Genomic DNA, 24,715 nt, shown 5'->3' on the forward strand with positions numbered 1-24,715 from the left:
GAGCCCATGCTCGGCTGCTGTTGCGCTGGCGCGGGGAGCCGAGCCGAGCATGGGCTCGGCTCTACAGACAGGATGCGGATCAAGGTCCGCACCCACCAGAATCGATCAACCGCGCGCGGCCCACCACACGCGCAGCAACGTGCGCACCGGGGCGGCTTCGATTGGCTTGCCTGCGGCCTGCGCGGCAACGCGGGCGCGCGCCAGGCTCGACCACACGCGCCGCGGGCGCGGACCCGGCACGCGGCTGCCCCATCCTTTCAACAGGTACTGGGCCCAGCGCTGCGCGGCCGTGCTGGAATCCTCATCCAACAGGCTGCGCGGCACACCGGCCACGCCGGCATCCTGCAGGCGCTGGGCCAGGGTCTGCAGCTGCACCGCACGACCGGCGCCGGTGCGCGGCTTGTCGGCAAACAAGGCCGCTTCCACTGCGGCCACGGCGTCGGCGTAATTGGCCAGCGCACGCTCGGCACCGGCTGCATCCAGCGCAACGGTACGCGCTTCAACGAGGTCCGGCAGTGCTTCGGCCAGTTGCACCCACGGCGCACGCACCGGCTCCAGCAGACGGCCCAGCGGATGGCGCGAACGATGCCCTGCCCAGCTGCGCAGCTCCTCGCCCCACCACGCCAGCTTGGCATCGGCGGGCAGCGGATCGCCGCTGGTGTTGAGCATGTCGTCGAACTCCTGCAGCAGCGCAAACCACGCCACTGCGAGCTCGCGTTGCGGTTCGGCCACGAACGGGGCGGCCACCGACCATTCCGGCCAACGGCTGCGCCACTTGTCGAGGAAACTGTCCAGCGCGGTACTGCTCACTACGGGATTCCTTACGGCTGGGCCGGGGCTGCCGGCCGGGTCGGCCAGAGACTGGCCAGTTGCAGAAGTTCAGCGTTCTCGACCAGCACGTCGGCCTGCCAGGCCAGCGGATCGTCGCTGTGCAGGCGGTAGCCCCACAGCGCCGCCACCGACGGCATCGCGGCAGCACGTGCAGCGATGATGTCGCGCTCGTCATCACCCACGTACACGCAGTCTTCGGCGGCCATGCCAATGGCCTGCGCAGCGTGCAGCAGTGGAAGCGGGTGCGGCTTGCGCTCGGCCAGGCTGTCACCGCCGACCAGCACCGCGCATCGCTGCTGCCAACCATGCTGCGGCAGGATCAGGCGCGCCAGGTACTCCGGCTTGTTGGTGACGATGCCCCATACCGTACCGGCCTCATCCAGCGCGGCGAGCATGCCGGCCACGCCGTCGAACAGCACCGCGTACTGGCCGATCAGCGCTTCGTAGCGCTGCAGGAATTCCGGGATCAATGCATCGCGCGCAGCGGCATCCAGGTCCGGGAAAGCGGCCCCGACCATCGCGCGCGAGCCCTTGGAGACCACCGGCCGCAGCTGCGCCGGATCGACCGCTGCCCGGCCCCGCTCGGCCAGCATCGCATTGCAGGTGGCGACGAAGTCCGGCGCGCTGTCCAGCAACGTGCCATCCAGGTCGAACAGCACCGCACGCGGGAAGCGGGCGGAGGTCATGCCGGCTTGACCGCGTAGGCCAGGTAGTTGATGTCGGTGCGGCTGCTCAGGCGGGCATGGTTGCGCCACGGCTCGTAGGCCATGCCGCTGACATCCACCAGCTGCAGGTCGGCCTCGCGCAGCCAGCGCGCCAGCTCGGCCGGCTTGATGAATTCCTGGTAGTGGTGGGTGCCCCTGGGCAGCAGCCGCGCCACGTACTCGGCGCCGACAATCGCCACCGCGAAGGCGGCCGCGGTGCGGTTGATGGTCGACAGGAACAGGTGGCCGCCCGGCTTCAGCAGGCGCTTGCAGGCGTCGATGATCGCGCCCGGGTCTGGCACGTGCTCGAGCATTTCCATGCAGGTGAGCACATCGAAACTGCCCGGCTGCTCGGCGGCCAGATCCTCGGCGGCCTGCACGCGGTAGTCGACCTTGGCGCCGCTTTCCAGCGCATGCAGGCGCGCGACCTTCACCAGTTCCGGGGCCAGGTCGATGGCGGTGACGTCGGCGCCGGCCTGCGCCAGTGCTTCGCTCAGCAGTCCGCCACCGCAGCCGATGTCGAGCACGCGCGCGCCACGCAACGGCACGCGGTCGGCGACGTACTTCAGGCGCACCGGGTTCAGCGCATGCAGCGGCTTCTGCGGGCCGTCAGCATCCCACCAGCGGTTGGCCAGCGCGGCGAACTTGTCCAGCTCGGCCTGATCGAAATTGGAGGAAGCGTGGGGGGCAGTCATGAGGGGTCCTTGCGGCGCCGGGGGTCAGGCGCGGATATGACGGATACGCTCGCGCCACTGGCGCGCGTTGGCGATGATGCCCGGCAGGTCCATGCCGACCAGCTCGCGCTGCACCAGCTTCGGCTTGCCGGCGATCCAGACGTCGCTGACCTGCTGGCGGCCGGTGGCATACACCAGCTGCGACAGCACGTTGTGCAGCGGCTGGGTTTCCAGCGCCGACAGGTCGACACAGACCAGGTCGGCCTGCTTGCCGACTTCGATCGAACCGATGCGGTCAGCAAAGCCCAGCGCACGGGCACCGCCCAGCGTCGCTGCGCGCAGCGTGGTGGCCGCGTCCAGCGCGGTGGCATCATCGGCCACGGCCTTGGCCAGGATCGCTGCGGTACGGTTCTCGCTGAACATGTCCAGATCGTTGTTGCTGGCGCAGCCATCGGTGCCGATCGCCAGGTTCACACCGGCGCGCTGCAGGGCGCAGGCCGGGCAGAAGCCGGAGGCCAGCTTCAGGTTCGATTCGGGGCAATGCACGACGCTGACGCCGCGTTCGGCGCACAGGTGGATTTCCGCATCGGTCAGCTGGGTCATGTGCACCGCAATCAGGCGGTCGTTGACCAGGCCAAGGCGATCCAGCCGCGCCAGCGGGCGCTGGCCGTGCAGCTTGATCGAATCGTTGATCTCCTGCGCGGTCTCGTGGGTGTGCAGGTGCACCTGCATGTCGAGCTGGTCGGACAGCATACGCACCCGCTCGAAGTTGGCATCGTTGACCGTGTACGGCGCATGCGGCGCGAACGCGGTCCCGATCAGCGGATCGGTGCGCCACTGGTCGTGCAGTTCACCAGCCTTGGCGAAGTATTCGTCATCGGTCCTGGCCCAGGCGGTGGGGAAATCGATGATGACCGCGCCGACCAGCGCGCGGAAACCGTGCTTCTTGTAGACCGCGGCCTGCACGTCGCCGAAGAAGTAGTTCTCGTTGGCGCAGGTGGTGCCGCCGCGCAGCATCTCGGCGATGGCCAGGGTGGTGCCGTCGGCCACGAATTCCGGCCCGATCACGGCCGCTTCCACCGGCCAGATGTGCTGCTGCAGCCAGGTCATCAGCGGCAGGTCGTCGGCGACGCCGCGCAGCAGGGTCATCGGGTTGTGCGTGTGCGCGTTGACCAGGCCCGGCATCAGCGCCGACTCGGGGCGGCTGACCACCTGCGCGGCACGGAAGCGTGCGCGCGCCTCGGCACGCGGCAGGATGGCCACGATCTCGCTGCCACGCACGGCAACGGCATGGTCTTCCAGCACCACCGCATGCGGCTCGATCGGAACGACATGACCAGCTTCGATGAGCAGGTCGCAGGCTTCGGGGAGGTGCGGGCTATCGCTCATGCGGGCTCACTGGCTGGGGGGCGGCGAGATACTTCTGGGGACACGCCCCTGGGTCAGGGGCTGCCGCGAAGCGGCGGGGTCTGGAGACCCGTGAAGCGGGGCCCATGATCTGCCGAAGCAGATCATGGGAGCGCCAGCGCGAATGCGCTGGCGCGTGTCCGAGCATGGCTCGGCTCTGCAGCAAGGTCGGCCTGCGGCCGGAACCTTATTTGACGCGTGCGGAGTATTCGCCCGAACGGGTGTCAACGCGGATCACTTCGTCCTGGTTGACGAACAGCGGCACGCGGACCACGGCACCGGTTTCCAGGGTGGCCGGCTTGCCGCCGCCGCCCGAGGTGTCGCCACGGACGCCCGGATCGGTTTCGGTGATCTTCAGTTCGACGAAGTTCGGCGGCTGAACGAAGATCGGCTCGCCGTTCCACAGGGTGACCACGCAGGACTCTTCGCCCTTCAGCCACTTCTCGGCGCCGCCCATGCCGGCCTTGGTGGCCTGGACCTGTTCGAAGGACTCCGGGTCCATGAAATGCCAGTACTCGCCGTCGCTGTACATGAAGTTCATGTCGGTATCGACGACGTCGGCTGCATCCAGCGAGTCGGTCGACTTCATGGTCACTTCCTGGGTACGGCCGTCCTTAATCAGGCGGTACTTCACGCGGGTGAAGGCCTGGCCCTTGCCCGGCTTGACGTATTCGGTGTCGATGATGACGGCCGGTTGGTTGTTGACCAGGATCTTCATCCCGTTCTTGACGTCGTTCATGCCGTAGCTGGCCATGCGTAAACTCCTGAGTGGCAGAAACGCCGCGGGTGCGGCGAGCCGTTAGAATGGAAAGCCCACCGGATGCCGGTGGGCGACTGTTTTTCTGCCCCCATGATAACCGCAGGCCCCCTCTCCATGCAGCTTTCCGCCTTCCCCCGGCCCCAGTCGCCAGGCGCGCCCGCGCGCTGGCAGCAGCTCTGGCGCCAGGCGCTGCGCGACCCGCACGCCCTGCTGGCCCGGCTGCAGCTGGACCCGGCGGCGCTGGGTGTCTCGGAGGCGGCCATGGACCAGTTCGCATTGCGCGTGCCCGAGGGCTTCGTGGCCCGCATGCGCGTGGGCGATGCGGCCGACCCGCTGCTGCGCCAGGTGCTGCCGATCGACGAGGAAATGCGCCCGGCGCCCGGGTTCAGCTTCGACGCGGTGGGCGATGGTGCCGCCAAGAAGGCTACCGGGGTGATCCAGAAGTACCGTGGCCGTGCCCTGCTGGTCGCCACCGGCAGCTGCGCGATCAACTGCCGCTACTGCTTCCGCCGCCACTTCGACTATGCCGCGGAAAACGCTGCCAAGGGCGGCTGGCAGGAGGCCGTAGCCGCCATCGCGGCCGACCCGGACATCGATGAGGTGATCCTGTCCGGCGGTGACCCGTTGTCACTGGCCACGCACAAGCTGGTCGAGCTGACCGACGCCCTGCGCGCGATTCCGCATATCCGCCGCCTGCGCATCCATACCCGGCTGCCGATCGTGCTGCCGGAACGCGTGGACGATGAACTGGTGTGCTGGCTGGGCAGCCTGCCATGGCCGCTGGCGATCGTGGTCCACGCCAATCATGCCAATGAATTCGACGCCAGCGTGGACGCGGCGATGGCCCGCCTGCGCGGCGTCGGCGCCCAGCTGCTGAACCAGGCGGTACTGCTGCGCGGGGTCAACGACAGCGTGCAGGCCCTGCAGGACCTGAGCGAGCGCAGCTTCGCCGCTGGCGTGCTGCCCTACTACCTGCACCAGCTGGACCGGGTCGAAGGCGTGGCCCACTTCGAAGTGGATGATGCCCAGGCCAAGGCGCTGATTGCCGGCCTGACCGCACGCCTGTCCGGCTATCTGATTCCGAAACTGGTGCGCGAGCTGCCGGGCGACCCGAGCAAGCGCCCGGTGTAAAAAAAAAGGGACGGAGGGGATTAAGTCGCAAATGCATAAGCGACTTAATCCCCTCCGTCCCCTTTTTGTGTCGGTCAGAGGCCCGATTCGATCATCCGCACCACTTCGGTGGCGGTCACCGGGTGGCTCAGCCAGTAGCCCTGGCCAAGATCGCAGCCGCGCTGCACCAGCAGTTCGAACTGCGCCTGCTGCTCGATGCCCTCGGCCACCACGGTGATGCCCAGTGCGTGGGCCATGGCGATGATCGCCGTGGTCAGCGCCAGATCGTCGGGATCGCGCTGCATGTCGGCCACGAAGCTCTTGTCGATCTTCACGCCGTCCACCGGTACCTGGCGAAGATGGCTGAGACCGGAGAAGCCGGTGCCGAAATCGTCCAGCCAGACCTTCACGCCGGTGCGGTGCAGCTTGTCCAGCAGCTGCGCGGCAACCATTTCGTCGCCGATCACCGCGGTTTCGGTCAACTCCAGGTGCAGGCGCGACGCCGGCAGCCCGGACTCGTGCAGGCACTGCGCGACCAATGCCGGCAGTTCACCGCCGCGCAGCTGCCGCGGCGACACATTCACCGACACGAACAGATCATCGCCGCCCGCCCCGCGTGGCCACTGCGAGGCTTCCATGCAGGCCGCACGCAGCACCTTCGGGCCGATGAGTTCGATCAGCCCGCTCTGCTCGGCCACTTCGATGAACACCGACGGCGGAATCGTGCCCAGGGTCGGATGCTGCCAGCGCAGCAGCACTTCCACGCCGACCATGCGGCGATCGCGCATGCGGAAGATCGGCTGGTAGGCCAGGCGCAGCTCGCCGCGCTCCCAGGCCCCGCGCAGCTCCTGCTCCATGTGCACGCGGCGCTCGACCGCGTGGTCCATCGCACGGCTGTAATAGCGGTAGCAGTTCTTGCCGGCCATCTTGGCCTGGTACATGGCGATGTCGCCGTTCTTCAGCAGCGTGGTCGCATCGGCGGCATCATCCGGGAACAGGGTCACGCCGATCGAAGTGCCCAGGAACAGTTCCCGGCCCTGCACCACCAGCGGCTTGCCCAGCTCGCGCACCAGCACTTCGGCCAGCAGCCGTGCGTTGGCCGCCACGTCGCCATCACCGACCAGGATCACGAACTCGTCGCCGCCAAAGCGGGCCAGCAGGGCTTCATCGCCACCGGCCTCGGTAACCGCACTGCCGATGCGCTGCGCGAACTGCAACAGCGCTTCGTCACCGGCCTCATGGCCCAGGGTGTCGTTGACGCGCTTGAAATCGTCGATATCGGCAAACAGCAGGCCCAGCCGATGATTGGATGCGCGCGCGGCCATCAGGCGATGGTCCAGCGCCTCCCGGAATGCCAACCGGTTGGTCAGCCCGGTCAGTGCATCGGTATAGGCCATGCGCCGCACCTCGCGGTCATGGCGGGCGATGGCATCGCGCATGCGGGCGAAGCCGCGCACCAGCTCGCCGACTTCGTCGTCGCGGGTGTTCTCGGCCAGCGGCGCCTGGTAGTCGCCAGCCTCGATGCGGCGCGCCGCAGCGGCCAGGTCCCGGATCGGCGCCACCAGGGTGCGCTGCACGTACAGGATCACCACCACGCCGATCACCACCAGCAGGCCCAGCATCAGCAGCAGCCAGCCCAGGTGACGGCTGCCGACCTGCTGCAGGCGCTCGCCCAGCGTGGCATTGGCGGCCTGCTCGCGCTGCTGCACCTCGTCCAGCGCCATGCCGACGCGGACGCCGCCGATGCGCTGGTTGCCGACCATGATCGGCATGGTGTTGTCGAGCACCTTGGGCGATTCCTGCACCACCAGCGCCTGCGCCACCGCGGCCTTGGGGGCCAGCGGGTCGGTCATCGGCTGGCCGAAGCCGGACACCTCGATCGAGCCGTCGTGCACCAGCCGGCCACGTTCGTCGAACACCAGCACATAGCGCACGACCGGCTGCCGTGCGGTGCTGCGCACCAGCGCACCGACCTGGTCCAGGTCGCGGTAGTACAGCGGGTTGGCCAGCGCGTCGGACAGCTCGCGCGCCATCGCTTCGCCGCGGCTGCGCACGCTGCGGTCGAACAGTTCATGGATGACGCCACCACTGAGGTTGCGCACCTCGCCCTGCATCGCCGCCTGCCGCCCCAGCAACACCGCCAGGATCGCCACCACCACGACCATCGCCCCGCCCATCGCGAGCAGGAACCGGGCCTGCATTCCCGAGCCGAGCCACTTCATTCCACTTCCATCCGCACGCGCGTCAATCCTTGTTTCAATTCATCCAGCCGCTGCTGCGCATGCGCATCGACGCGGTGGAAACCGGAAGTGCCGAAAAACCGATGCAGCGCCCCCTGTGCCTGCGGGTCGCTGGCCGCCTGCAGCAGGACGTCCTGCAGCCGGTCACGTACCCGCGGGTCAAGGTCGGCGCGAACCATTTCCACCGCCCGTGGGTAGGGTTCGGTGCGCAGCAGTTCGCGGAAGTCGCGCCGGAATGCCGTCGGCATCCGTCGCTCGTCATTCCAGTCCACGCTGCTCACCGCCCCCACTTCGACCATGCCCTTGTGCACGAACGTGGCGATGTTCAACTCGCTACGTGCGAACACGTACCCCACGCTGTCCCGGCCCGGCACGTCCCACACACCGGCCAGGATCTGCGGCGCCAGCCCCTCCTGCAGCAGCGTCATCACCGGCACCAGGTAGGCACTGGTGGACGCCGTGTTCTGCAGCGCCAGGCGATGCCCGCGCAGGTCCTGGATCCGCTGGATCGGACTGTCGCGACGCACGAAGAACACGGTCTGGTACTCACGCACGCCATTGCGCTCGGTCAGCAGCAGCGGCCGCGCGCCACTGCGCTGGCCCAGTGCCACCGCCGTACCCGACGTTTCCGTGACCCAGTCGACCCGCCCCCGCCGCAGATAGCTGGCCATCTGCTGCGGGTCGCGTGCCATCAGGATCCGCCCTTCGGTGATGCCGACGTCGTGCATGCGTGCCACCACATAGTCCAGCAACGGTTGCAGCTGCTCGTAATGGGCCTTGGGATCATCGCTGATCCGGCCCAGCACCAGCACCCCGTCCGCTGCTGCATGTACCGTCCCGGCCAGCAGGATCATGACCAGGCTCAGCAGTCCCCTCTGCACTGCCCTTCGCAGACCCGACACAGGCTTCATCCCCCCTGGGTATCCGGACAGACTACCCGAAAAAATGAGAACGTCGTCAGCTGTCCTTGTTGCCCGCCTGTGCCAGCCGCGCCATCCGCTGGGTGTCGGCAAGGATGCCGCGCAACAGGCGCACTTCCTGCTCGCTCGGCTCGCTGCGCAGGAACAGCCGGCGCAGCTTGCGCATCGCCGATTCCGGCGCGCGGCCCTTGTGGAAATCGATCTCGTCCAGGGTGTCGCCAAGCTGGGCGAAGAAACTCTCCATCTGTTCATGGCTTGCTGCCTGTTCGCGGAAACCGGGCTCGGCGTCCGCGGCCGGCTGCGCGCCCAGCAGCTGCATGCGTGTCTCATAGGCCAGCACCTGCACGGCGGCAGCCAGGTTGAGCGAGCTGAACGCCGGATCGGACGGGATGTGCACCGCCGCGTGGCAGAGCTGCAGTTCTTCGTTGGTCAGGCCAGTGCGCTCACGGCCGAACACCAGCGCCACCTCGGCGCCCTCTCCCGCCTTGGCCACCGCACGAGCGGCGGCATCGGCCGGCAGGTACTCCTCCAGCTGCACGCGGCGGGCACGCGCGGTGCAGCCCAGCACCAGGCGGCAATCGGCCACGGCCTCGGCCAGGGTGGCGACCACCGGGGCGTCCCCCAGCACATCTTCGGCACCGGCAGAGCGGCGGAAGGCCTCCTCGTCCAGCGGTTTCTCGGGGGCGACCAGCACCAGGCGGGCCAGGCCCATGGTCTTCAGGGCACGGGCGGCGGCGCCCATGTTGCCGGGGTGCTGGGTACCGACCAGGACGAATCGGAGGCGGGTGGCGGCGGGAAACTGGGACATGAACAGGGAAAAGGTCGAGCTGGACGATGACCAATGGTAAACTGTGCGGCCGGCCACTGCGCCGGACCCGCTCTTTTCCCCCGCCAGTCCATCTCTTCTGCCTTTCCGGGAGCCCACGCCATGCAGAAACCCGCCGTCACCGTCATGGTCAAGGCCGCCCGCCTCGCCGGCAACGTCCTGTTGCGCAACATCAACAAGCTCGAGGCACTGAACGTGGTGCAGAAGGGCCGGATGGACTACGCCAGCGAAGTGGATGCGGACGCGGAAAAGGTCATCGTCAAGGAACTCAAGCGCGCCTACCCGGACTACGGCATCTTCGGTGAAGAAGGTGGCGTGCAGGGCGAGCGCCGCCAGATGTGGGTCATCGACCCGCTGGACGGCACCAGCAACTACCTGCGTGGCGTGCCGCACTACTGCGTGTCGATCGCGCTGGTCGAGAACGGCGAGCCGACCGATGCGGTCATCTTCGACCCGCTGCGCAATGAACTGTTCACCGCCAGCCGGGGTGCCGGCGCCGTGCTGAACGACCGCCGCATCCGCGTGGCCGACCGCAAGGACCTGGAAGGCACGATGATCCACACCGGTTTCGCCCCGCGCGAGCGCAGCCGCGCCAGTGCCCAGCTGAAGGCGGTCGACGCCCTGCTGGTGCACGGCGAGGACATCCGCCGCACCGGTTCGGCGGCACTGGACCTGGCCTACGTGGCCTGCGGCCGTGCCGACGCCTACTTTGAAGCCGGCGTGAAGGCGTGGGACATCGCTGCCGGCCTGCTGCTGGTCCGCGAGGCGGGCGGCAAGGTCTGTGACTTCAAGGGCGCGACCCTGGGCCGCATGGACAACCGTGGCCCGGAGACCCACCAGATCGTGGCCGGCAACCTGAAGGTGGCCGAGTCGCTGCAGAAGGTGCTGGTGAACACCGGTTACGCGGCGGAGTTTGACGCGAAGTTCTGAGGTTCCGTGTAAAGCGGTTCATGGGGACGGCACCTGCGAGGTGCCGTTTTCGTTTGTGCGCACGGAGATTCGTTTCCGCGACCGCGGAGGGGTGTCACTTTCTTTGCTCATGCAAAGAAAGTAACCAAAGAAACACGCCGCCAGGGCGCGAGCCGATGCTGCGCATCGGTGCCCTGCGCTCCTCGGCCCGTCGAGGGACGGTGCGGGAACTCGCTGCGCTCAGACACCCGCACCTCTTCGCCCTCGCCAGACCTGCGGTGCTCAGCTCGCTTGAAGGCGGACTGGAAAGTCAAGATCAAGGGCAAGGGCAAGGGCAAGGGCAACAGCAACAGCAACAGCAACAGCAACAGCATCCATGCATGGCGTGGATCTACCGGGTGCAGCTGTGGCATTTGACCTTGGGTCCGCGTTGAGCGAGCCGAGCATCGCAGGGGAATCAGGGGCGAAGAGGCGCCGATGTTTGAGCGAAGCGAGTTCGGCGCCGCCCCCTGATTCGCCGAGAAGCGCAGGGAACCGTCGCGTAGCGACGGCTCGCGCCCCGGCGGCGTGTTTCTTTGGTTACTTTCTTTGCACGAGCAAAGAAAGTGACACCCCTCCGCGGTCGCGGATTTGACTCTCGCCGGGTCATGGACGGCACCGCCAATGCGTCGGCGCGCAAACAAAAACGCCCGGCGCGAGGCCAGGCGTTCCTGCACTACCTTGAAAGCAGAAGCTTACGCCGCCGTCGACGCCCGCAGCGCGGCGATGCGCTCTTCCAGCGGCGGGTGGCTCATGAACAGCTTCTTCGCCGTCGAACCGGAAATGCCGAAGGCGGCAATCTGGGTCGGCAACGTGCTCTGGCCGTGGTTGAGCTGCAGCCGCTCCAGCGCAGCGATCATCTTCTGGCGACCGGCCAGCGAGGCACCGCCGGCGTCGGCGCGGAACTCGCGGTGGCGTGAGAACCACATCGAGATCATCGTGGCGAACAGGCCGAACACCATCTCCAGCACGAACACGATGATGTAGTAAGCGAAGCCACGGCCGCCGCCTTCGCGGTTGCCCGACAGCGCGCTGTCGATGATGCCGCCGACCACGCGGGCCAGCACGATCACGAAGGTGTTCAGCACGCCCTGCAGCAGCGCCATGGTGATCATGTCACCATTGGCGACGTGGGCGATCTCGTGGCCCAGCACCGCTTCAGCCTCGTCCTCGCTCATGTTGTGCAGCAGGCCGGTGGACACCGCCACCAGCGCGTTGTTGCGGTTGGCGCCGGTGGCGAAGGCATTGATCTCCGGGCCGTCATAGACCGCCACTTCCGGCATGCCGATGCCGGCGGCCTTGGCCTGGCGCTCGACCGTGGCCAGCAGCCAGCGCTCGGTCTGGTTGCGCGGCTCAGTGATCACCACCGCACCCGTGGAGCGCTTGGCCATCCACTTGGACAGCAGCAGCGAGATGAAGGAGCCACCGAAACCGAAGATGCCGGCCATGACCAGCAGGCCGCTCATCGAACGCGCGTCCACGCCCAGGATCGACATGACGATGCCGGCCAGGATCAGGACCGCGAGGTTGGTCGCCAGGAACAGGGCAATACGGGTGAACATGGGAAAATCCGGCTCGGAAGGGGTTGATATCCGTCAATTTGCGGTGCGCTCAGCTTGAATTCAAGCGCCAACCTGACCGACGATTCAGCCTGCATGACCGCCATTGTTCCCTGCGGCCGCTTCGCGCCCTCGCCGACCGGCCTGCTCCACCCCGGATCCCTGCTTGCCGCCTTCGGCAGCTGGCTGCTGGCCGGCCACCACGGCGGCCTGTGGCGGCTGCGCATCGAAGACGTTGACCCGCCGCGTACCGTACCCGGCGCCGCGCAGTCACAGCTGCAGGCACTGGCTGCGTTCGGCCTGGCCCACGACGGCCCGGTCCTGTGGCAGAGCGCCCGTGGCGAGGCCTACCAGGCCGCACTGGATGTGTTGCTGGCCAGCGACCAGGCTTTCATCTGCCACTGCAGCCGCAGCGAACTGGCCGCCAACGGCGGCATCCACCACCGCTGCGTTGCGCGGCAGCCGCGACCGGACCCTGCCGTCCGCTTCCGCGTACCGCCCGGCAGCGTGGTCCGCTTCGACGATGGCCTGCGTGGCCCGCAGCAGCAGGACGTGCATGCCGAGGTCGGCGACTTCGTGCTGCGCCGTGCCGACGGCTGCTGGGCCTACCAGTTGGCCGTGGTAGTTGATGACGCCGCGCAGGAGGTGACCGAAGTGGTGCGCGGCGCCGACCTGCTCGATTCCACCGCGCGGCAGATCCTGCTGCAGCAGGCGCTGGGCCTGGCCGTGCCGTGCTACTGGCATCTGCCACTGCTGCTCGATGCCCCGGGGCACAAACTGTCCAAGTCGCTGGCGTCGCTGCCGGTGGACAGCACGCGGCCGGTGCCGGTACTGCGCGCACTCTGGCAGTTGCTGGGCCAGGCCCCTGCCGCACTGGACGGCGCGGATGAGCGGGATGCGCTGCTGGACGCGGCACAACGGGCGTTCGACCCGGCACGGCTGCCGCGGACCGACATCCTGTTGCCGGCCGGCGCACTTTCCGCGCCGATGTTGCAGAATCCCCCTTCCCCCACCTGATTCCCGGACAGCATTCCATGACATCTCGCGTCGCACTGGTCACCGGCGGAACCGGCGGCATCGGTACCGCCATCTGCCAACGCCTGGCCGACCAGGGCCACCGGGTCGCCACCAATTACCGCGACGAGGACAAGGCCCGCGCCTGGCAGCAGGCGATGACCGAGCGCGGCTACAGCGTGTCGATCTTCCCGGGCGATGTCTCCGATCCAGGCAGCGCCGAGGCGCTGGTGCGTGCGGTCGAGGCCGAGCTGGGCCCGGTCGAGATCCTGGTCAACAATGCCGGCATCACCCGCGACACGACGTTCCACCGCATGCGCGCGGACCAGTGGCACGATGTGATCAACACCAACCTCAATTCGGTGTTCAACGTCACCCGCCCGGTCATCGAGGGCATGCGTCGCCGCGGCTGGGGCCGGGTCATCCAGATCAGCTCGATCAACGGCCTGAAGGGCCAGTACGGCCAGGCCAACTACGCCGCGGCCAAGGCCGGCATGCATGGCTTCACCATTTCGCTGGCCCGCGAGAACGCCGGCTTCGGCATCACCGTGAACACCATTTCGCCCGGCTACGTCGCCACTGACATGGTGATGGCGGTTCCGGAGGACGTGCGCGCCAAGATCATCGCCGACATCCCCACCGGGCGCCTCGGCAAGCCGGAGGAAATCGCCTATGGCGTGTCCTTCCTGGTGGCCGAGGAAGCCTCGTGGATCACCGGTAGCAACCTGGACATCAACGGCGGCCACCACATGGGCTGGTAAGCCGCGCAGGGGCCGCTGCGGCATGCGCTGACGGCCCCTGCCGATGGTCATGCTGCGCAGCACGCAAACCCTTGCTGCGCAACATGATCGCCCCTGAAAGCCAAGCCTGGCGGGGGCTGGGGCGGTTGCAACCGCTGCTGCACTGCGCCATGCTGCGCGTCTACTGTGACGAGTACCGCTTCATGGCTGCGACCCGCATCATCAAGAAGTATCCGAACCGCCGTCTCTACGACACCGAGATCTCCAGCTACATCACCATCGAGGACGTGCGCCAGCTGATCCTGGACGGCGAAGACTTCGAAGTCCGCGACGCCAAGAGCGGCGACGACCTCACCCGTTCGGTCCTGCTGCAGATCATCGCCGACCAGGAACAGGACGGCGAACCGATGCTGTCGACCCAGCTGCTGAGCCAGCTGATCCGCTTCTACGGCGATTCCCTGCAGGGCTTCATGGGCAACTACCTGGAGCGCAGCATGCAGGTCTTCCTCGACCAGCAGCAGCAGTTCCGCCAGCAGATGGGCAACCTGCTGGGCCAGACCCCGTGGGCGATGATGAACCAGCTGACCGAGCGCAACCTGGAGCTGTGGCAGGAATTCCAGCGCAGCATGGGCAGCGGCTTCGGTGGCCCGCGCCCGGGCGGCACCGGAACAGGAACCGGCAACAAGCCCGGCGAACCCGGCACCGGTACCGGCGGCAAGACCCGCCGCTGAGCTGCAGCAACGGCTGATACGAAAACGGCGCGCCCCTGGCGCGCCGTCTTGTTTGGCATCGCTCCAGCGGTGCGTCAGCGCTTGGCCTTGCACCCCGTGCACACGCGCTCGACCTTGTAGCCCTTCGCCCTCAGCTTCTCGACCACGCCATCACTGCCCAGCAGGTGCAGCGTGCCGACCACCACCAGCGTACCGCCCTGCCCGGCCTGCAGGTACGGCTGCAGCTTCGGCACCCAGGCATCGTTGCGACCGGTGTTGATGCGCTGGTACAGCTGCGGATACTGCTGGCGCATCTCTGCCGCCATCTTGGTCCACAGCAGGCGCTCGTCGCCGCGACGCCATGCATCATGCAGCAGCCGCGCCTGCTCATCTGCCTTGCCGGCCTGGTCCAGTGCTTCGGCCAGCATCTGCCGCTGCTCCTGCACCGTCATCCCGTCCAGCATGCCGATCTGGGTATCGATATCTTCCAGTCCCGCGGTCTTCCGGCCGGTCTTCTGCGCGCGTTCCATGAAGTGGCGGTCCAGGCCCAGCGCCGGGTCCAGGCCCAGCTTCTGCATCTGCCCGATCGAAATGCTCAGGCCGACGAACCAGGGCTTCATGCCCTGCATCTGCGCCAGCGGCAACTGGTTCTGGGCAGCAAAAGCCTGCAGCTTCTGCCAGGTGGCCGCATCCAGATCACGCTTCAGCTCGCTGCCATCGGTGCGGGTCGCAGCCTGCACCATGCGGCTGGCCAGCTGGGGCGATTGCATGTCTTCCGGCGACAGTTCGAACACCACCCGCTGCGAGGCTTCGAACGCCTGCTCGACATCGGGCGACAGCGGGTAGTCCTGTGGCTTCAGCAGATGGAACGATCCCAGCAGGTACACGCGTGCATCGCCCGGACCGGTGACTTTCCACAACAGGGGTACCGGCGGCTTGGCCGCGGTTGCGGCCGCGGCCGCGGCAGGGCTGGCCTGGCCATCGCGGGCCGTGGCCAGTGGCGCCACTGCGCAGGCCGCCAGCAACAGCGCGGTACGGAACAGGTGTTTGATCGGCATGGTCAGCCTTCTCCTTCAGGCAGGTGGTAGGCCTTCTCGCCCGCTTCCACGCGCAGGTCCAACCGGTTTTCCGGCGGCGCCAGCGGGCAGGTCGCGTAGGCGGTGAACGCGCACGGTGGGTTGTAGGCATGGTTGAAATCGATGCGCACCGTGCCGTCTGCAGCGGGGGCATCGGTATCCAGATAGCGCCCGGCCGGATAGCTGCCGCGGCCGCTGGTGCGGTCGGCAAAGATCAGGAACAGTGGCTGCCCGGGCGCACCGATGGCCTCCAGGCGCCAGCTGCGGCCATCACGTTCGAACTCCACCGCACCGGCATTGGGCATCTCGGTGGTCAAGCCAGTGATGTCGACGATCGGCAAGGTCTTGCCCGGCGGATGCGCGATGAAGCGCGCCTGCACCTGCCAGTCCGCGCCGCCCGGCCAGTACTGCAGGCCGGCGAAATCACGCCGCGCAGGTGCCTCGGCATGCTTGACCCGCAGCGCGTCCCGTGGCCCCCGGCGGATGATGCTGAGCTGGCCCTTGCCGCCATCGAAGGCCAGCAGCGTCGGCTGCGCGTCCTTGTCGGTGTCGACGCGGATGCGGCCACGCACCGGCTGGCCGTCGTGGCTGACATCGACACCGGCTTCAGGCGTGAACCACCACTGCGTCCCTTCGCGACGCAGCAGGCCCAGCCTGTCCGGGCCAACCGTCAGGCGGATGCCGTTGGTGGCGCCGCTGCCAACGAAATGGGATTTGTTCTGCAGCCAGTGCAGGCCGACCAGGGCCGTCCAGCCATCGGGCCGGGTCAGGTCCTGGTAGCGCGCTACACGCCATTGCTGCTGCGCGGCCGCGTAGGCCGGATCTTCAGCGGCCGTCGGCGCCGGCGGTGTTGCCGGGCTGCAGGCGGCCAACACCACGGCGGCCAGCAGGCCCGCCATTCCCCGATAACGCATCGATGCTCCCCTCAACGTCCGCGCAGGAACCAGCGGTCGATCTCCGCCAGCGAAAAACGGGCCCAGGTCGGTCGGCCGTGGTTGCACTGGCCGGACCGTTCGGTGATTTCCATGTCGCGCAGCAGCGCGTTCATTTCCGGCACGGTCAGGCGCCGGTTGGCACGCACCGCGCCGTGGCAGGCCATGGTCGACAGCAGTTCGTCACGTGCACTGGCCACGCGGCGGCTCTGGCCATGCTCGCGCAGGTCGGTCAGCACGTCGCGCAGCAGTCCTTCCGGTTCTGCATGCGCCAGCAGTGCCGGAATGCTGCGCACGTGCAGCGAACCGGGGCCGGCCCGGGTCACCTCGAAGCCGAGCGCCGCCAGTGTCTCGGCTTCGCTTTCGGCGGTGTCGGCCTCGCGCTCGCCCACCGCCAGCGTGATCGGCACCAGCAACGGCTGCGACTGCAGGCCGATGCCATCGTGCGCATTCTTCAGGCGCTCGTAGCCGATGCGTTCGTGGGCCGCATGCATGTCGACCACGATCAGGCCTTCAGCGTTCTCGGCCAGGATGTAGATGCCATGCAGCTGCGCGATCGCGTAGCCCAGTGGCGGTACACCCGCGTCGGCACTGGTCACCGGCAACCCGTTCTCGCTCGGCATCGGCGGCAACGCCGCTGCGCGTTCGACGCCGGCGGGCGCGGCGTACAGCGCGGCGTAGGCGGCCGGTGCATCGGCCACCTGCAGGCCCAGCGGCTGCTGCGGACGCCAGCCTGAAAACCCGCCACCACCACCTCCCGAGCCGGGCGCAGCCCCGCGCACCAGCCCGAACCCCGACGCGCCAGCGCTCGATGCCGTCGGGACGGCGGCGGCGTCCACCGGATGTGCGGGGCCGGCACCGATCTCCTGCGCCGACATGCCGGCACGGGTATCGGCCAGCGCATCCTTCAACGTGCGATAGACGAAATCGTGGACCAGCCGCGAATCGCGGAAGCGCACCTCGTGCTTGGCCGGATGCACGTTGACGTCGACGCGGGTCGGATCCAGTTCGAGGAACAGCACATAGGCCGGCTGGCGGCCGTGATACAGCACGTCGCCGTAGGCCATCTTCACTGCGTGGGCGACGCTGCGGTCACGCACTGAGCGACCGTTGACGTACAGGTACTGCTGGTCGGCGCTCGCGCGCGAATAATGCGGCTGCGCAATCCAGCCATGCAGGCGCAGGCCGGCGCCGCTGTGGTCCACGCGCACGGCCTGGTTGGCAAAATCCTCGCCCAGCGTTTCGGCAAGGCGCGCATCGGAATACAGATCGCCCGGCTTGTAGCGCCGCGAGGCCTTGCCGTTGTGCGACACGCGCAGCTCGACATCCGGCCGTGCCAGCGCCAGCGAACGCAGCCACTCTTCGATATGGCCCAGTTCGGTACGCTCGGCGCGCAGGAACTTGCGCCGCGCCGGCACGTTGTAGAACAACTCGCGCACTTCCACCGTGGTGCCCGGCGCATGCGCGCGCGGGGTCACCTCGCCGATCTTGCCGCCTTCGATCTGCAGTGCCGAACCGTGCTCGTCGTGCGCGCGCCGCGAGCACAGGGTGAAGCGGCTGACCGATGCGATCGACGGCAGCGCTTCTCCACGGAAACCGAGCGTGGCCACCGATTCGAGATCGTCAAGATCGGCGATCTTGCTGGTGGCATGGCGCGACACCGCCAGGGGCAACTGCTCGGGCGCGATGCCACTGCCGTTGTCGCGGATACGGATCAGGCGTACACCGCCTTCTTCCAGGTCGATGTCGACACGGCTGGCACCGGCATCGATCGCGTTCTCGACCAGTTCCTTGACCACCGACGCGGGCCGTTCGACCACTTCGCCGGCAGCGATCTGGTTGATGAGGATCTCCGGCAACGGCCGGATCGGGCGCGGATGGGTAGCAGACGTCATGCGGGGATGATAACGGAGGCTGCGCATGTAGAGTCGACTGTCAGTCGACTGCTCTTCGCCGGCCACCGAAACCCCCACACTGCGCGCGCAGTCGACTGACAGTCGACTCTACGGAAAGCAGTAACCCGCCTTCGGCGGCTTACTTGCTGCCGCCTGCCATGGTGGCTGCGGCGTCGATCTCGGCCTGCGCGCGGGCGGCATACAACGTGCCGGGCGGCGGTTGGCGGCTGAAGAAGGTGTGCACGCCATCCAGCACGGCGCCCGCCACCTTGCGCTGGTATGCCGGGTCCGTCAGGCGGCGCTCTTCATCCGGATTGGAAATGAATGCCGTTTCCACCAGCATCGCCGGCATGTCCGACGTGCGCAGCACCGCGAAGTTGGCGCGCTCGATGTTCGGCTTGTGGTTGTTGCCGATCCGCTTCAGGCCGCCCAGCACGTGGCCGGCCGCATCTTCGGACGCCTTCATGTAGCCGCTCTGGGCCAGGTCCAGCAGCACGTTGGCCAGGGTGCCTTCGGTCTGCTGCAGGCGCACCCCACCGACCAGGTCGGCCGCGTTTTCCTTGTCCGCCAGCCAGCGGGCGCGCTGCGAAGAGGCACCCTTGGTCGACAGAACGTACACCGACGAACCCGTGGCCGAACGGTTTTCAGCCGCATCGGCGTGGATCGAGATGAAAATGTCCGCCTTGTTCGCACGCGCCTTCTGCGCGCGCATCGGCAGCGGAATGAACACGTCGCTGTCGCGCGTCAGGTAGGCCTTCAGGCCCGGCGTGGCATTGACCTGGCGGGCCAGCTCACGCGCCACCGCCAGGGTGACATCCTTCTCGCGCTTGCCGGTCGGGCCGATCGCGCCCGGGTCTTGGCCACCATGACCGGGATCGATCGCCACCACCAGGTGGCGCATGCCGGGCTGCATGCGGATGCGCGATGCATCGCTGGGCATCGCCGGACGCGGCGGCTCGGCCGGCGTCGGCGCGGGTGTGGGGGCCGTTGCCGGCGGCGTGGTCACCACCGCAGCAGTGCGCTGGCCGGCAAGGATTGCAGCCGGCGAGGATGAAGGCGTGCTGCTGGCCGCGACGCCTGCCGCAGCAACCTGGGCCGGCGCGCTGGTCGGTGCGGGGGTCGGCGTGGCGGGTGCGGCGGCGCTGGCGCTGGCCTGCTGCTGCACCTGTGCGGTCAGCAGGGCGGTGGCCCGCGCAGCATCGGTGCGCGACTGCGCGTTCTCGGCCGGCGCGGGCGCGACTGAGCCCCCCACAGCGGCCGCCTGCGACTGCACCGCCGGTGGCGTCGCCGGGCGGCTGGTGGCCACGGCAGGGCCATCACCCGGCCATTCGATCACCAGCTTGGATTCATTGCCCTCGCGCTGCATCTGCGGACGGAACGGCGCCACCGATTCGGCAAGGTCGAAGACGACACGGAAAGTGCCCGGGACCGGCTGTCCGGTACGCACCGCCGTGACCACGCCCTGCGCGGCCGGCATCTTCAGGTTGCGTACGGCGCTGGAGTCGGGGAAATCGACCACCAGGCGGTTCGGGCCGGCCAGCGACAGGGTCTTGTAGCCGCCACTGCCGACCAGCGAGATCTCGGCACGGGTGCCGGTCGCGCCGGTGTTCAGCAGGACCTGGCGGACTTCACCCGCCCACGCACTGACGCTCGCCAGACCCAGTCCGACGGCGGCACAGATGGCGATGAGACGGTTCCCCGGGCGCATGGCTCAGGATTCAATCACCGCGCTGAACGGAATGCAACACCTTTTTCCTTAATAATCCGTAACCTGCCGGTGTTTGTTCTCGTCAGCCGACAGAAATGGCCTGCAAGTCGCCCCCTTGAGGCAGCCGTTTCAGCCATTCATGCCCAACGTCGCTGCTCGCAGTGAGACTGGCGCGTCGCCCCTGTCCTTCGATCTCCAGTGCTACCACCAGGTCGGTCGGCGGCAGCGCGCCGGCGCCCCGTTCCGGCCATTCGACCAGCCACAAGACCGCGCTGCCCTCGTCCAGGCCGAGGAAATCCAGCTCACCGGCCTGGCCGATGCGATACAGGTCCAGGTGCCACGCCTCACCGCCACTGGCCAGCGGATAGCGCTCGACCAGGGTGTAGGTGGGGCTGCGGATCGCGCCCTGCACGCCCAGCGCCCGCAGCAGCGCGCGGGCCGTTGTGGACTTGCCGGCGCCCAGGTCGCCGCGCAGTTCGATCAGCGCCTGCGGCGGCCGGGTGGTCGCCAGCCACTGCCCGAGCAGTTCGGTGGCGTCGCTGTCGGCAAGGAAGAAATCGGTCATGGGAAGCGTTCCGGGTTGGCCAGTCGCCGCAACGGCGCCAGCAGATCAGTAGGAAGCAGGCCGCGTGCGCCGTCAGCGGCAGCCGCGTCGCCGGCCAGCGCATGCAGCAACGCGCCCGCCGCGCCGGCATCGAAGGCGGCCAGGCCCTGCGCGCGCAGGCCGGCGATGATGCCGGTGAGCAGGTCGCCCATGCCCCCCACGGCCATGCCGGGATTGCCGGCGGCGACCAACCGGGGCGTTTGCCCGGGCGCCGCCACGATGCTGCCGGCGCCCTTCAACACCACCACCGCGTGGAAACGCTCGGCGAGCGTCTGCGCACAGGCGTAGCGATCGGCCTGGATGTCGCTGGTGCTGCAGCCGAGCAGGCGTGCGGCCTCGCCCGGGTGCGGTGTGAGGACGGCGCCAGGCAAGGCACGCGGATCCTGCGCCAGCAGGTTCAGCGCGTCAGCATCGACCACCAGTGGTTTGGCGCTGGCCAGCACCCGCGCAAACAGTGCGCGCGCCCATTCGTCCTGGCCCAGACCGGGCCCGATCGCCACCACCTTTGCCCTGTCAAGCAATGCCGGCAGCGCCTCGCCGTCTTCCAGCGCGTGGGTCATCGCCTCGGGCAGGCGAGCCAGCAGTGGAGCGACGTGGTCGCGGCGGGTACCCAGGCTCAACAGCCCCGCCCCTGCGCGCAAGGCGGCCTCGGCTGCCATGGCGATGGCACCGCCGCTGCCATGGTTGCCGCCGACGCACAGCACGTGGCCGGATTCGCCCTTGTGGGTATTTGCGCGGCGCGGCGGCAACAGGGCCGGCAATCGTGCCTGCGCCCAGTACTCCACGGCAGGCGACACGCTTTGCCATGCGGCAGCGGGCAACTGCAGGGGTGCCAGGGCCTTGTGCCCGCAATGATCCAGCGCGTCGCCTGTGTACAGCCCGCGATGGGCCACGATGAACTGCAGGGTCAGCGCCGCGCGCACTGCCGCGCCAGGTATCGCACCGCGGTCGGCATCGACGCCACTGGGCACATCCAGGGCCAGCACAGGTGCCGCCTGCGCATTGATCGCAACGATCAGCGCCTGCGCCGCACCCTCCGGCGCGCGATCGAAGCCCAGCCCGAACAGGGCATCGACCCAGAGGTCGGCCTCGGGCAGCGCGCCGTCGAACTCGGTGATGGCGCCGCCGTCGGACCTGAACTCCGATGTTGCACGCTGCGCCAGCGCGGTCGATGGCGCCCTGCCCGGCAGGGCGATCACCCTCACCTCGCGTCCGGCCTGCAACGCGTGGCGAGCCAGCACAAGGCCGTCGCCGCCATTGTTGCCCGCACCGACCACCACGCCGATGCGCTGCGCCTGCGGCCAATGCTGCAGCAGGCACTGCCAGGCGGCCTGGCCGGCCTGCGCCATCAGTCCCCAGCCAGCATCCCCCGCCAGGGTGGACGCCTGGGCATCAAGCGCACGCGCGGCAGCGGAATCGAACAGATCGGCGAGGTTGGCCATGCAGGGATTTTATACTGGTGCGCATGTCCCTCGCCCCCACCCCCGTCGATCCGGCCCAAGCCGTGCAGCGCATCCGCGAACTGGCCCGCGCGCATGGCTTCCAGCGCTGCGGCATCGCCGGTATCGAGCTGGGCGAGGATGAGGCGCACCTGGCCGACTGGCTGGGTCAGGGCCTGTACGGCACGATGGACTGGATGGCGCGCCACGGCACCCTGCGCGCACGACCGGCCGAGCTGTTGCCCGGCACTGTGCGCGTGATCTCGGTGGGCATGGACTACAGCCACAAGGATGACACCGAAGCCTGGGCGACGCTGGCCGACCCGGGCCGCGCCTATGTGGCGCGCTATGCGCTGGGCCGCGACTACCACAAGCTGATGCGCAACCGCCTGCAGAAGCTGGCCACGCAGATCAACGACGAAGTCGCGCCACTGGGCTACCGCGTGTTCGTCGATTCCGCCCCCGTCCTGGAGCGCGCACTGGCCCGCAACGCCGGGCTCGGCTGGATCGGCAAGCACACCTGCCTGATCGACCGCCATGGCGGTTCCTGGTTCTTCATCGGCGAGATCTACATCGACATCCCGCTGCCGATCGATACGCCGGCCACGGCGCACTGCGGCACCTGCACGCGCTGCATCGATGTCTGCCCGACCCAGGCCATCACCGGCCCGCAGCGGCTGGACGCGCGGCGCTGCATTTCCTACCTGACCATCGAACACGACGGCGCCATTCCCGAACAGATGCGCCCGCTGATCGGCAACCGCATCTATGGCTGCGACGACTGCCAGCTGGTCTGCCCCTGGAACAAGTTCGCCAAGCGCACCGACGAAGCCGATTTCCGCGCGCGCAACAACCTCGATACCGCGCGCCTGGACCAGCTGTTCACCTGGGACGAAGCCGAGTTCCTGCGCCGCACCGAAGGCAGCCCGATCAGGCGCAGCGGCCATGAGCGCTGGCTACGCAACATCGCCGTGGCGCTGGGCAATGCGCCGTCCTCGGCCCAAGCGCTGGCTGCCCTGCAGACCCGCATCGACGATCCCTCGCCGCTGGTGCGTGAACACGTGCAGTGGGCACTGGGCCAGCATACGGCGCGCTGACGTGCGATCCTGAGTCCCCGTTCCGCCCGCAGCACGCCGTTTCCATGCAGCCACGCAACAACGACATCCTCACCCCCAGCCAGCTCAACACCCTGGCCCGCGACCTGCTGGAAGGCAGCTTCCCGGCGATCTGGGTCGAGGCCGAACTGGGCAGCGTGGCGCGTCCTGCCTCCGGACACCTCTACTTCACCCTGAAGGACGCGCGCGCGCAGCTGCGTGCGGCGATGTTCCGGATGAAGGCGCAGTACCTGAAGTTCGTGCCGCGCGAAGGCATGCGCGTGCTGGTGCGCGGCAAGGTGACCCTGTACGACGCCCGTGGCGAGTACCAGATGGTGCTGGACCACATGGAGGAAGCCGGCGAAGGCGCGCTGCGCCGCGCCTTCGAGGAGCTGAAGGCACGGCTGGAGGCCGAAGGCCTGTTCGACCCGGCACGCAAGCGGCCGCTGCCGGCGCACGTGCGACGCCTGGCCGTGATCACCTCGCCCACCGGCGCTGCCGTGCGCGATGTGCTGAGCGTGCTCGGCCGGCGCTTCCCGCTGCTGGAAGTTGACCTGCTGCCGACCCTGGTACAGGGCAGCAGTGCCGCCGCGCAGATCACCCGGCTGCTGCAGGCCGCCGATGCCAGCGGCCGCTACGACGTGATCCTGCTGACCCGCGGTGGTGGTTCGCTGGAAGACCTGTGGGCCTTCAATGACGAAGCCCTGGCCCGTGCGATCGCCGCCAGCCGCACTCCGGTGGTGTCTGCGGTTGGCCACGAAACCGACTTCAGCCTGAGCGACTTCGCCGCCGACCTGCGTGCACCGACGCCATCGGTGGCGGCTGAGCTGCTGGTACCGGACCAGCGCGAACTGGCCCTGCGCGTGCGCCGCACGGCCGTTCGCATGCTGCAGCTGCACCGGCATGCGATGCAACAGGCGATGCAGCGCGCCGACCGCGCCCTGTTGCGCCTGAACGCGCAGAGCCCGCAGGCACGACTGGATCTGCTGCGTCGACGCCAGCTCGATCTGGGACGACGCCTGCATGCCGCGTTCAACCAGCAGCAGGAGCGCCGTGCTGCGCGGCTTCGCCATGCAGCGGCGGTCCTGCGCGGGCACCATCCACAGCGCCAGCTCGACACGATGCAGCGCCGCTTGGCCGCCCTGCGCGGACGACCGCAGGCAGCGATGCAGCGTCTGCTGGAGCGCGATGCACTGCGGCTGCGCGGGCTGGCGCGTTCACTGGAAGCAGTCAGCCCGCTGGCCACCGTAGCCCGCGGCTACAGCATCCTGACCCGCAGCGACGATGGTGCGCTGGTGCGGCGCATCGATCAGGTGCAACCTGGTGACGCCCTGCAGGCCCGCGTCGGCGACGGCGTGATCGACGTACAGGTCAAGTAGAGGGGTGTTCGGCAGGGCTGCGCCCTGCACCTGCAGAGGCAAATGCAACAGCCGAAGCAACAGCGAAAGCGGCCCTGGATTGCTGAAAGCTTGGCGGGGTGGTGTGGCTGTGCAGGACACGCCGTAAACCCATCCCTGGGGGCTC

At 68.3% G+C, this 24,715-nt stretch carries 23 protein-coding genes; 7 read left to right on the forward strand and 16 right to left on the reverse strand.

Annotation, left to right across the window (positions count from 1 at the left end):
- Nucleotides 1–105: 105 nt before the first annotated feature.
- From HMPREF3114_RS14230 to efp, 5 genes are all read right to left on the reverse strand, one after another.
- Nucleotides 106–810: a squalene/phytoene synthase family protein gene (locus HMPREF3114_RS14230; RefSeq protein ID WP_053500536.1), complete on the reverse strand. Its 705-nt coding sequence runs from the start codon at nt 808–810 to the stop codon at nt 106–108.
- An 11-nt stretch (nt 811–821) separates the two neighbouring features.
- Nucleotides 822–1,517 (reverse strand): phosphoglycolate phosphatase, encoded by a 696-nt coding sequence (locus HMPREF3114_RS14235; RefSeq protein WP_005417733.1) that lies wholly within the window; start codon nt 1,515–1,517, stop codon nt 822–824.
- Nucleotides 1,514–2,230, reverse strand: coding sequence for a bifunctional 2-polyprenyl-6-hydroxyphenol methylase/3-demethylubiquinol 3-O-methyltransferase UbiG (gene ubiG / locus HMPREF3114_RS14240; protein WP_053500538.1), 717 nt, complete (start codon nt 2,228–2,230; stop codon nt 1,514–1,516). The genes HMPREF3114_RS14235 and ubiG overlap by 4 nt, the downstream gene beginning before the upstream one ends.
- Nucleotides 2,231–2,254: 24 nt before the next feature.
- Nucleotides 2,255–3,598 (reverse strand): TRZ/ATZ family hydrolase, encoded by a 1,344-nt coding sequence (locus tag HMPREF3114_RS14245; RefSeq protein ID WP_053500540.1) that lies wholly within the window; start codon nt 3,596–3,598, stop codon nt 2,255–2,257.
- A 205-nt stretch (nt 3,599–3,803) separates the two neighbouring features.
- Nucleotides 3,804–4,370, reverse strand: a complete 567-nt coding sequence (efp, locus tag HMPREF3114_RS14250) for an elongation factor P (RefSeq protein WP_005410381.1) — start codon at nt 4,368–4,370, stop codon at nt 3,804–3,806.
- A 96-nt stretch (nt 4,371–4,466) separates the two neighbouring features.
- Between efp and epmB the strand changes: the two genes are divergently transcribed.
- Complete coding sequence (epmB, locus tag HMPREF3114_RS14255) at nt 4,467–5,507, forward strand: EF-P beta-lysylation protein EpmB (RefSeq protein WP_138952095.1); 1,041 nt, start codon at nt 4,467–4,469, stop codon at nt 5,505–5,507.
- Nucleotides 5,508–5,581: 74 nt separating this feature from the next.
- Here epmB and HMPREF3114_RS14260 read toward each other — a convergent pair whose 3' ends face one another.
- The 3 genes from HMPREF3114_RS14260 to HMPREF3114_RS14270 form a co-directional block, all read right to left on the reverse strand.
- Nucleotides 5,582–7,708 (reverse strand): putative bifunctional diguanylate cyclase/phosphodiesterase, encoded by a 2,127-nt coding sequence (locus HMPREF3114_RS14260; RefSeq protein WP_005417742.1) that lies wholly within the window; start codon nt 7,706–7,708, stop codon nt 5,582–5,584.
- Nucleotides 7,705–8,580 (reverse strand): phosphate/phosphite/phosphonate ABC transporter substrate-binding protein, encoded by an 876-nt coding sequence (locus HMPREF3114_RS14265; protein ID WP_235643049.1) that lies wholly within the window; start codon nt 8,578–8,580, stop codon nt 7,705–7,707. The genes HMPREF3114_RS14260 and HMPREF3114_RS14265 overlap by 4 nt, the downstream gene beginning before the upstream one ends.
- A 103-nt stretch (nt 8,581–8,683) precedes the next feature.
- Nucleotides 8,684–9,454 carry an RNA methyltransferase gene (locus HMPREF3114_RS14270; RefSeq protein ID WP_032956141.1) on the reverse strand — a complete coding sequence of 257 codons (771 nt, stop codon included), beginning with the start codon at nt 9,452–9,454 and terminating at the stop codon, nt 8,684–8,686.
- A 120-nt stretch (nt 9,455–9,574) separates the two neighbouring features.
- On the opposite strand from HMPREF3114_RS14270, the gene HMPREF3114_RS14275 reads away from it, so the two are divergent.
- Nucleotides 9,575–10,402: an inositol monophosphatase family protein gene (locus HMPREF3114_RS14275; protein ID WP_005417749.1), complete on the forward strand. Its 828-nt coding sequence runs from the start codon at nt 9,575–9,577 to the stop codon at nt 10,400–10,402.
- Between the two features lie 107 nt (nt 10,403–10,509).
- On the opposite strand, the gene HMPREF3114_RS21045 is transcribed toward HMPREF3114_RS14275, so the two are convergent.
- Both HMPREF3114_RS21045 and htpX read right to left on the reverse strand, forming a co-directional pair.
- Nucleotides 10,510–10,755, reverse strand: a complete 246-nt coding sequence (locus HMPREF3114_RS21045) for a hypothetical protein (RefSeq protein ID WP_141750827.1) — start codon at nt 10,753–10,755, stop codon at nt 10,510–10,512.
- 360 nt (nt 10,756–11,115) lie between these two features.
- The gene (gene htpX / locus HMPREF3114_RS14280; RefSeq protein ID WP_005417751.1) at nt 11,116–11,982 is read right to left on the reverse strand and encodes a protease HtpX; all 867 of its coding nucleotides are present in this window, start codon (nt 11,980–11,982) and stop codon (nt 11,116–11,118) included.
- A 93-nt stretch (nt 11,983–12,075) separates the two neighbouring features.
- Between htpX and gluQRS the strand changes: the two genes are divergently transcribed.
- The 3 genes from gluQRS (at nt 12,076) to phaR (ending at nt 14,464) form a co-directional block, all read left to right on the forward strand.
- Nucleotides 12,076–12,996, forward strand: a complete 921-nt coding sequence (gene gluQRS, locus HMPREF3114_RS14285) for a tRNA glutamyl-Q(34) synthetase GluQRS (RefSeq protein ID WP_053500613.1) — start codon at nt 12,076–12,078, stop codon at nt 12,994–12,996.
- A gap of 17 nt (nt 12,997–13,013) precedes the next feature.
- On the forward strand, nt 13,014–13,754 hold the full coding sequence (gene phbB, locus HMPREF3114_RS14290; protein ID WP_005417754.1) for an acetoacetyl-CoA reductase: 741 nt from the start codon (nt 13,014–13,016) through the stop codon (nt 13,752–13,754).
- A 182-nt stretch (nt 13,755–13,936) separates the two neighbouring features.
- Entirely contained in the window at nt 13,937–14,464 is a 528-nt protein-coding gene (gene phaR, locus HMPREF3114_RS14295; RefSeq protein ID WP_049466761.1) for a polyhydroxyalkanoate synthesis repressor PhaR, read from the forward strand.
- A gap of 74 nt (nt 14,465–14,538) precedes the next feature.
- On the opposite strand, the gene HMPREF3114_RS14300 is transcribed toward phaR, so the two are convergent.
- From HMPREF3114_RS14300 to HMPREF3114_RS14325, 6 genes are all read right to left on the reverse strand, one after another.
- Nucleotides 14,539–15,501, reverse strand: a complete 963-nt coding sequence (locus HMPREF3114_RS14300; RefSeq protein WP_005417757.1) for a TraB/GumN family protein — start codon at nt 15,499–15,501, stop codon at nt 14,539–14,541.
- 2 nt (nt 15,502–15,503) lie between these two features.
- The gene (locus HMPREF3114_RS14305) at nt 15,504–16,433 is read right to left on the reverse strand and encodes a DUF1684 domain-containing protein (protein WP_053500615.1); all 930 of its coding nucleotides are present in this window, start codon (nt 16,431–16,433) and stop codon (nt 15,504–15,506) included.
- Between the two features lie 11 nt (nt 16,434–16,444).
- Nucleotides 16,445–18,346 (reverse strand): DNA mismatch repair endonuclease MutL, encoded by a 1,902-nt coding sequence (gene mutL, locus HMPREF3114_RS14310; protein ID WP_032954348.1) that lies wholly within the window; start codon nt 18,344–18,346, stop codon nt 16,445–16,447.
- A gap of 139 nt (nt 18,347–18,485) precedes the next feature.
- Nucleotides 18,486–20,054: an N-acetylmuramoyl-L-alanine amidase gene (locus HMPREF3114_RS14315; RefSeq protein ID WP_053500617.1), complete on the reverse strand. Its 1,569-nt coding sequence runs from the start codon at nt 20,052–20,054 to the stop codon at nt 18,486–18,488.
- Between the two features lie 82 nt (nt 20,055–20,136).
- A complete protein-coding gene (gene tsaE, locus HMPREF3114_RS14320) occupies nt 20,137–20,619 on the reverse strand; it encodes a tRNA (adenosine(37)-N6)-threonylcarbamoyltransferase complex ATPase subunit type 1 TsaE (RefSeq protein ID WP_053500618.1) in 483 nt (160 codons plus the stop codon).
- Nucleotides 20,616–22,100 (reverse strand): bifunctional ADP-dependent NAD(P)H-hydrate dehydratase/NAD(P)H-hydrate epimerase, encoded by a 1,485-nt coding sequence (locus tag HMPREF3114_RS14325; protein ID WP_053500620.1) that lies wholly within the window; start codon nt 22,098–22,100, stop codon nt 20,616–20,618. The genes tsaE and HMPREF3114_RS14325 overlap by 4 nt, the downstream gene beginning before the upstream one ends.
- A gap of 23 nt (nt 22,101–22,123) precedes the next feature.
- On the opposite strand from HMPREF3114_RS14325, the gene queG reads away from it, so the two are divergent.
- Complete coding sequence (gene queG / locus HMPREF3114_RS14330; protein WP_053500622.1) at nt 22,124–23,194, forward strand: tRNA epoxyqueuosine(34) reductase QueG; 1,071 nt, start codon at nt 22,124–22,126, stop codon at nt 23,192–23,194.
- A 44-nt stretch (nt 23,195–23,238) separates the two neighbouring features.
- Entirely contained in the window at nt 23,239–24,570 is a 1,332-nt protein-coding gene (gene xseA / locus HMPREF3114_RS14335; RefSeq protein ID WP_053500624.1) for an exodeoxyribonuclease VII large subunit, read from the forward strand.
- Nucleotides 24,571–24,715 lie beyond the last annotated feature (145 nt).

The organism is Stenotrophomonas sp. HMSC10F07 (assembly GCF_001807895.1).
GTDB lineage: Bacteria > Pseudomonadota > Gammaproteobacteria > Xanthomonadales > Xanthomonadaceae > Stenotrophomonas > Stenotrophomonas sepilia.

Coding starts and splice junctions, on each gene's coding strand:
- HMPREF3114_RS14305 (WP_053500615.1), bottom strand. CDS start 16,433: ATGCGTTATCGGGGAATGGCGGGCCTGCTGGCCGCCGTGGTGTTGGCC.
- HMPREF3114_RS14245 (WP_053500540.1), bottom strand. CDS start 3,598: ATGAGCGATAGCCCGCACCTCCCCGAAGCCTGCGACCTGCTCATCGAA.
- HMPREF3114_RS14235 (WP_005417733.1), bottom strand. CDS start 1,517: ATGACCTCCGCCCGCTTCCCGCGTGCGGTGCTGTTCGACCTGGATGGC.
- HMPREF3114_RS14265 (WP_235643049.1), bottom strand. CDS start 8,580: ATGATCCTGCTGGCCGGGACGGTACATGCAGCAGCGGACGGGGTGCTG.
- mutL (WP_032954348.1), bottom strand. CDS start 18,346: ATGACGTCTGCTACCCATCCGCGCCCGATCCGGCCGTTGCCGGAGATC.
- HMPREF3114_RS21045 (WP_141750827.1), bottom strand. CDS start 10,755: ATGCTGTTGCTGTTGCTGTTGCTGTTGCTGTTGCCCTTGCCCTTGCCC.
- HMPREF3114_RS14315 (WP_053500617.1), bottom strand. CDS start 20,054: ATGCGCCCGGGGAACCGTCTCATCGCCATCTGTGCCGCCGTCGGACTG.
- efp (WP_005410381.1), bottom strand. CDS start 4,370: ATGGCCAGCTACGGCATGAACGACGTCAAGAACGGGATGAAGATCCTG.
- htpX (WP_005417751.1), bottom strand. CDS start 11,982: ATGTTCACCCGTATTGCCCTGTTCCTGGCGACCAACCTCGCGGTCCTG.
- HMPREF3114_RS14260 (WP_005417742.1), bottom strand. CDS start 7,708: ATGAAGTGGCTCGGCTCGGGAATGCAGGCCCGGTTCCTGCTCGCGATG.
- HMPREF3114_RS14270 (WP_032956141.1), bottom strand. CDS start 9,454: ATGTCCCAGTTTCCCGCCGCCACCCGCCTCCGATTCGTCCTGGTCGGT.
- phbB (WP_005417754.1), top strand. CDS start 13,014: ATGACATCTCGCGTCGCACTGGTCACCGGCGGAACCGGCGGCATCGGT.
- xseA (WP_053500624.1), top strand. CDS start 23,239: ATGCAGCCACGCAACAACGACATCCTCACCCCCAGCCAGCTCAACACC.
- HMPREF3114_RS14325 (WP_053500620.1), bottom strand. CDS start 22,100: ATGGCCAACCTCGCCGATCTGTTCGATTCCGCTGCCGCGCGTGCGCTT.
- queG (WP_053500622.1), top strand. CDS start 22,124: ATGTCCCTCGCCCCCACCCCCGTCGATCCGGCCCAAGCCGTGCAGCGC.
- gluQRS (WP_053500613.1), top strand. CDS start 12,076: ATGACCGCCATTGTTCCCTGCGGCCGCTTCGCGCCCTCGCCGACCGGC.
- phaR (WP_049466761.1), top strand. CDS start 13,937: ATGGCTGCGACCCGCATCATCAAGAAGTATCCGAACCGCCGTCTCTAC.
- HMPREF3114_RS14300 (WP_005417757.1), bottom strand. CDS start 15,501: ATGCCGATCAAACACCTGTTCCGTACCGCGCTGTTGCTGGCGGCCTGC.
- HMPREF3114_RS14275 (WP_005417749.1), top strand. CDS start 9,575: ATGCAGAAACCCGCCGTCACCGTCATGGTCAAGGCCGCCCGCCTCGCC.
- epmB (WP_138952095.1), top strand. CDS start 4,467: ATGATAACCGCAGGCCCCCTCTCCATGCAGCTTTCCGCCTTCCCCCGG.
- tsaE (WP_053500618.1), bottom strand. CDS start 20,619: ATGACCGATTTCTTCCTTGCCGACAGCGACGCCACCGAACTGCTCGGG.
- ubiG (WP_053500538.1), bottom strand. CDS start 2,230: ATGACTGCCCCCCACGCTTCCTCCAATTTCGATCAGGCCGAGCTGGAC.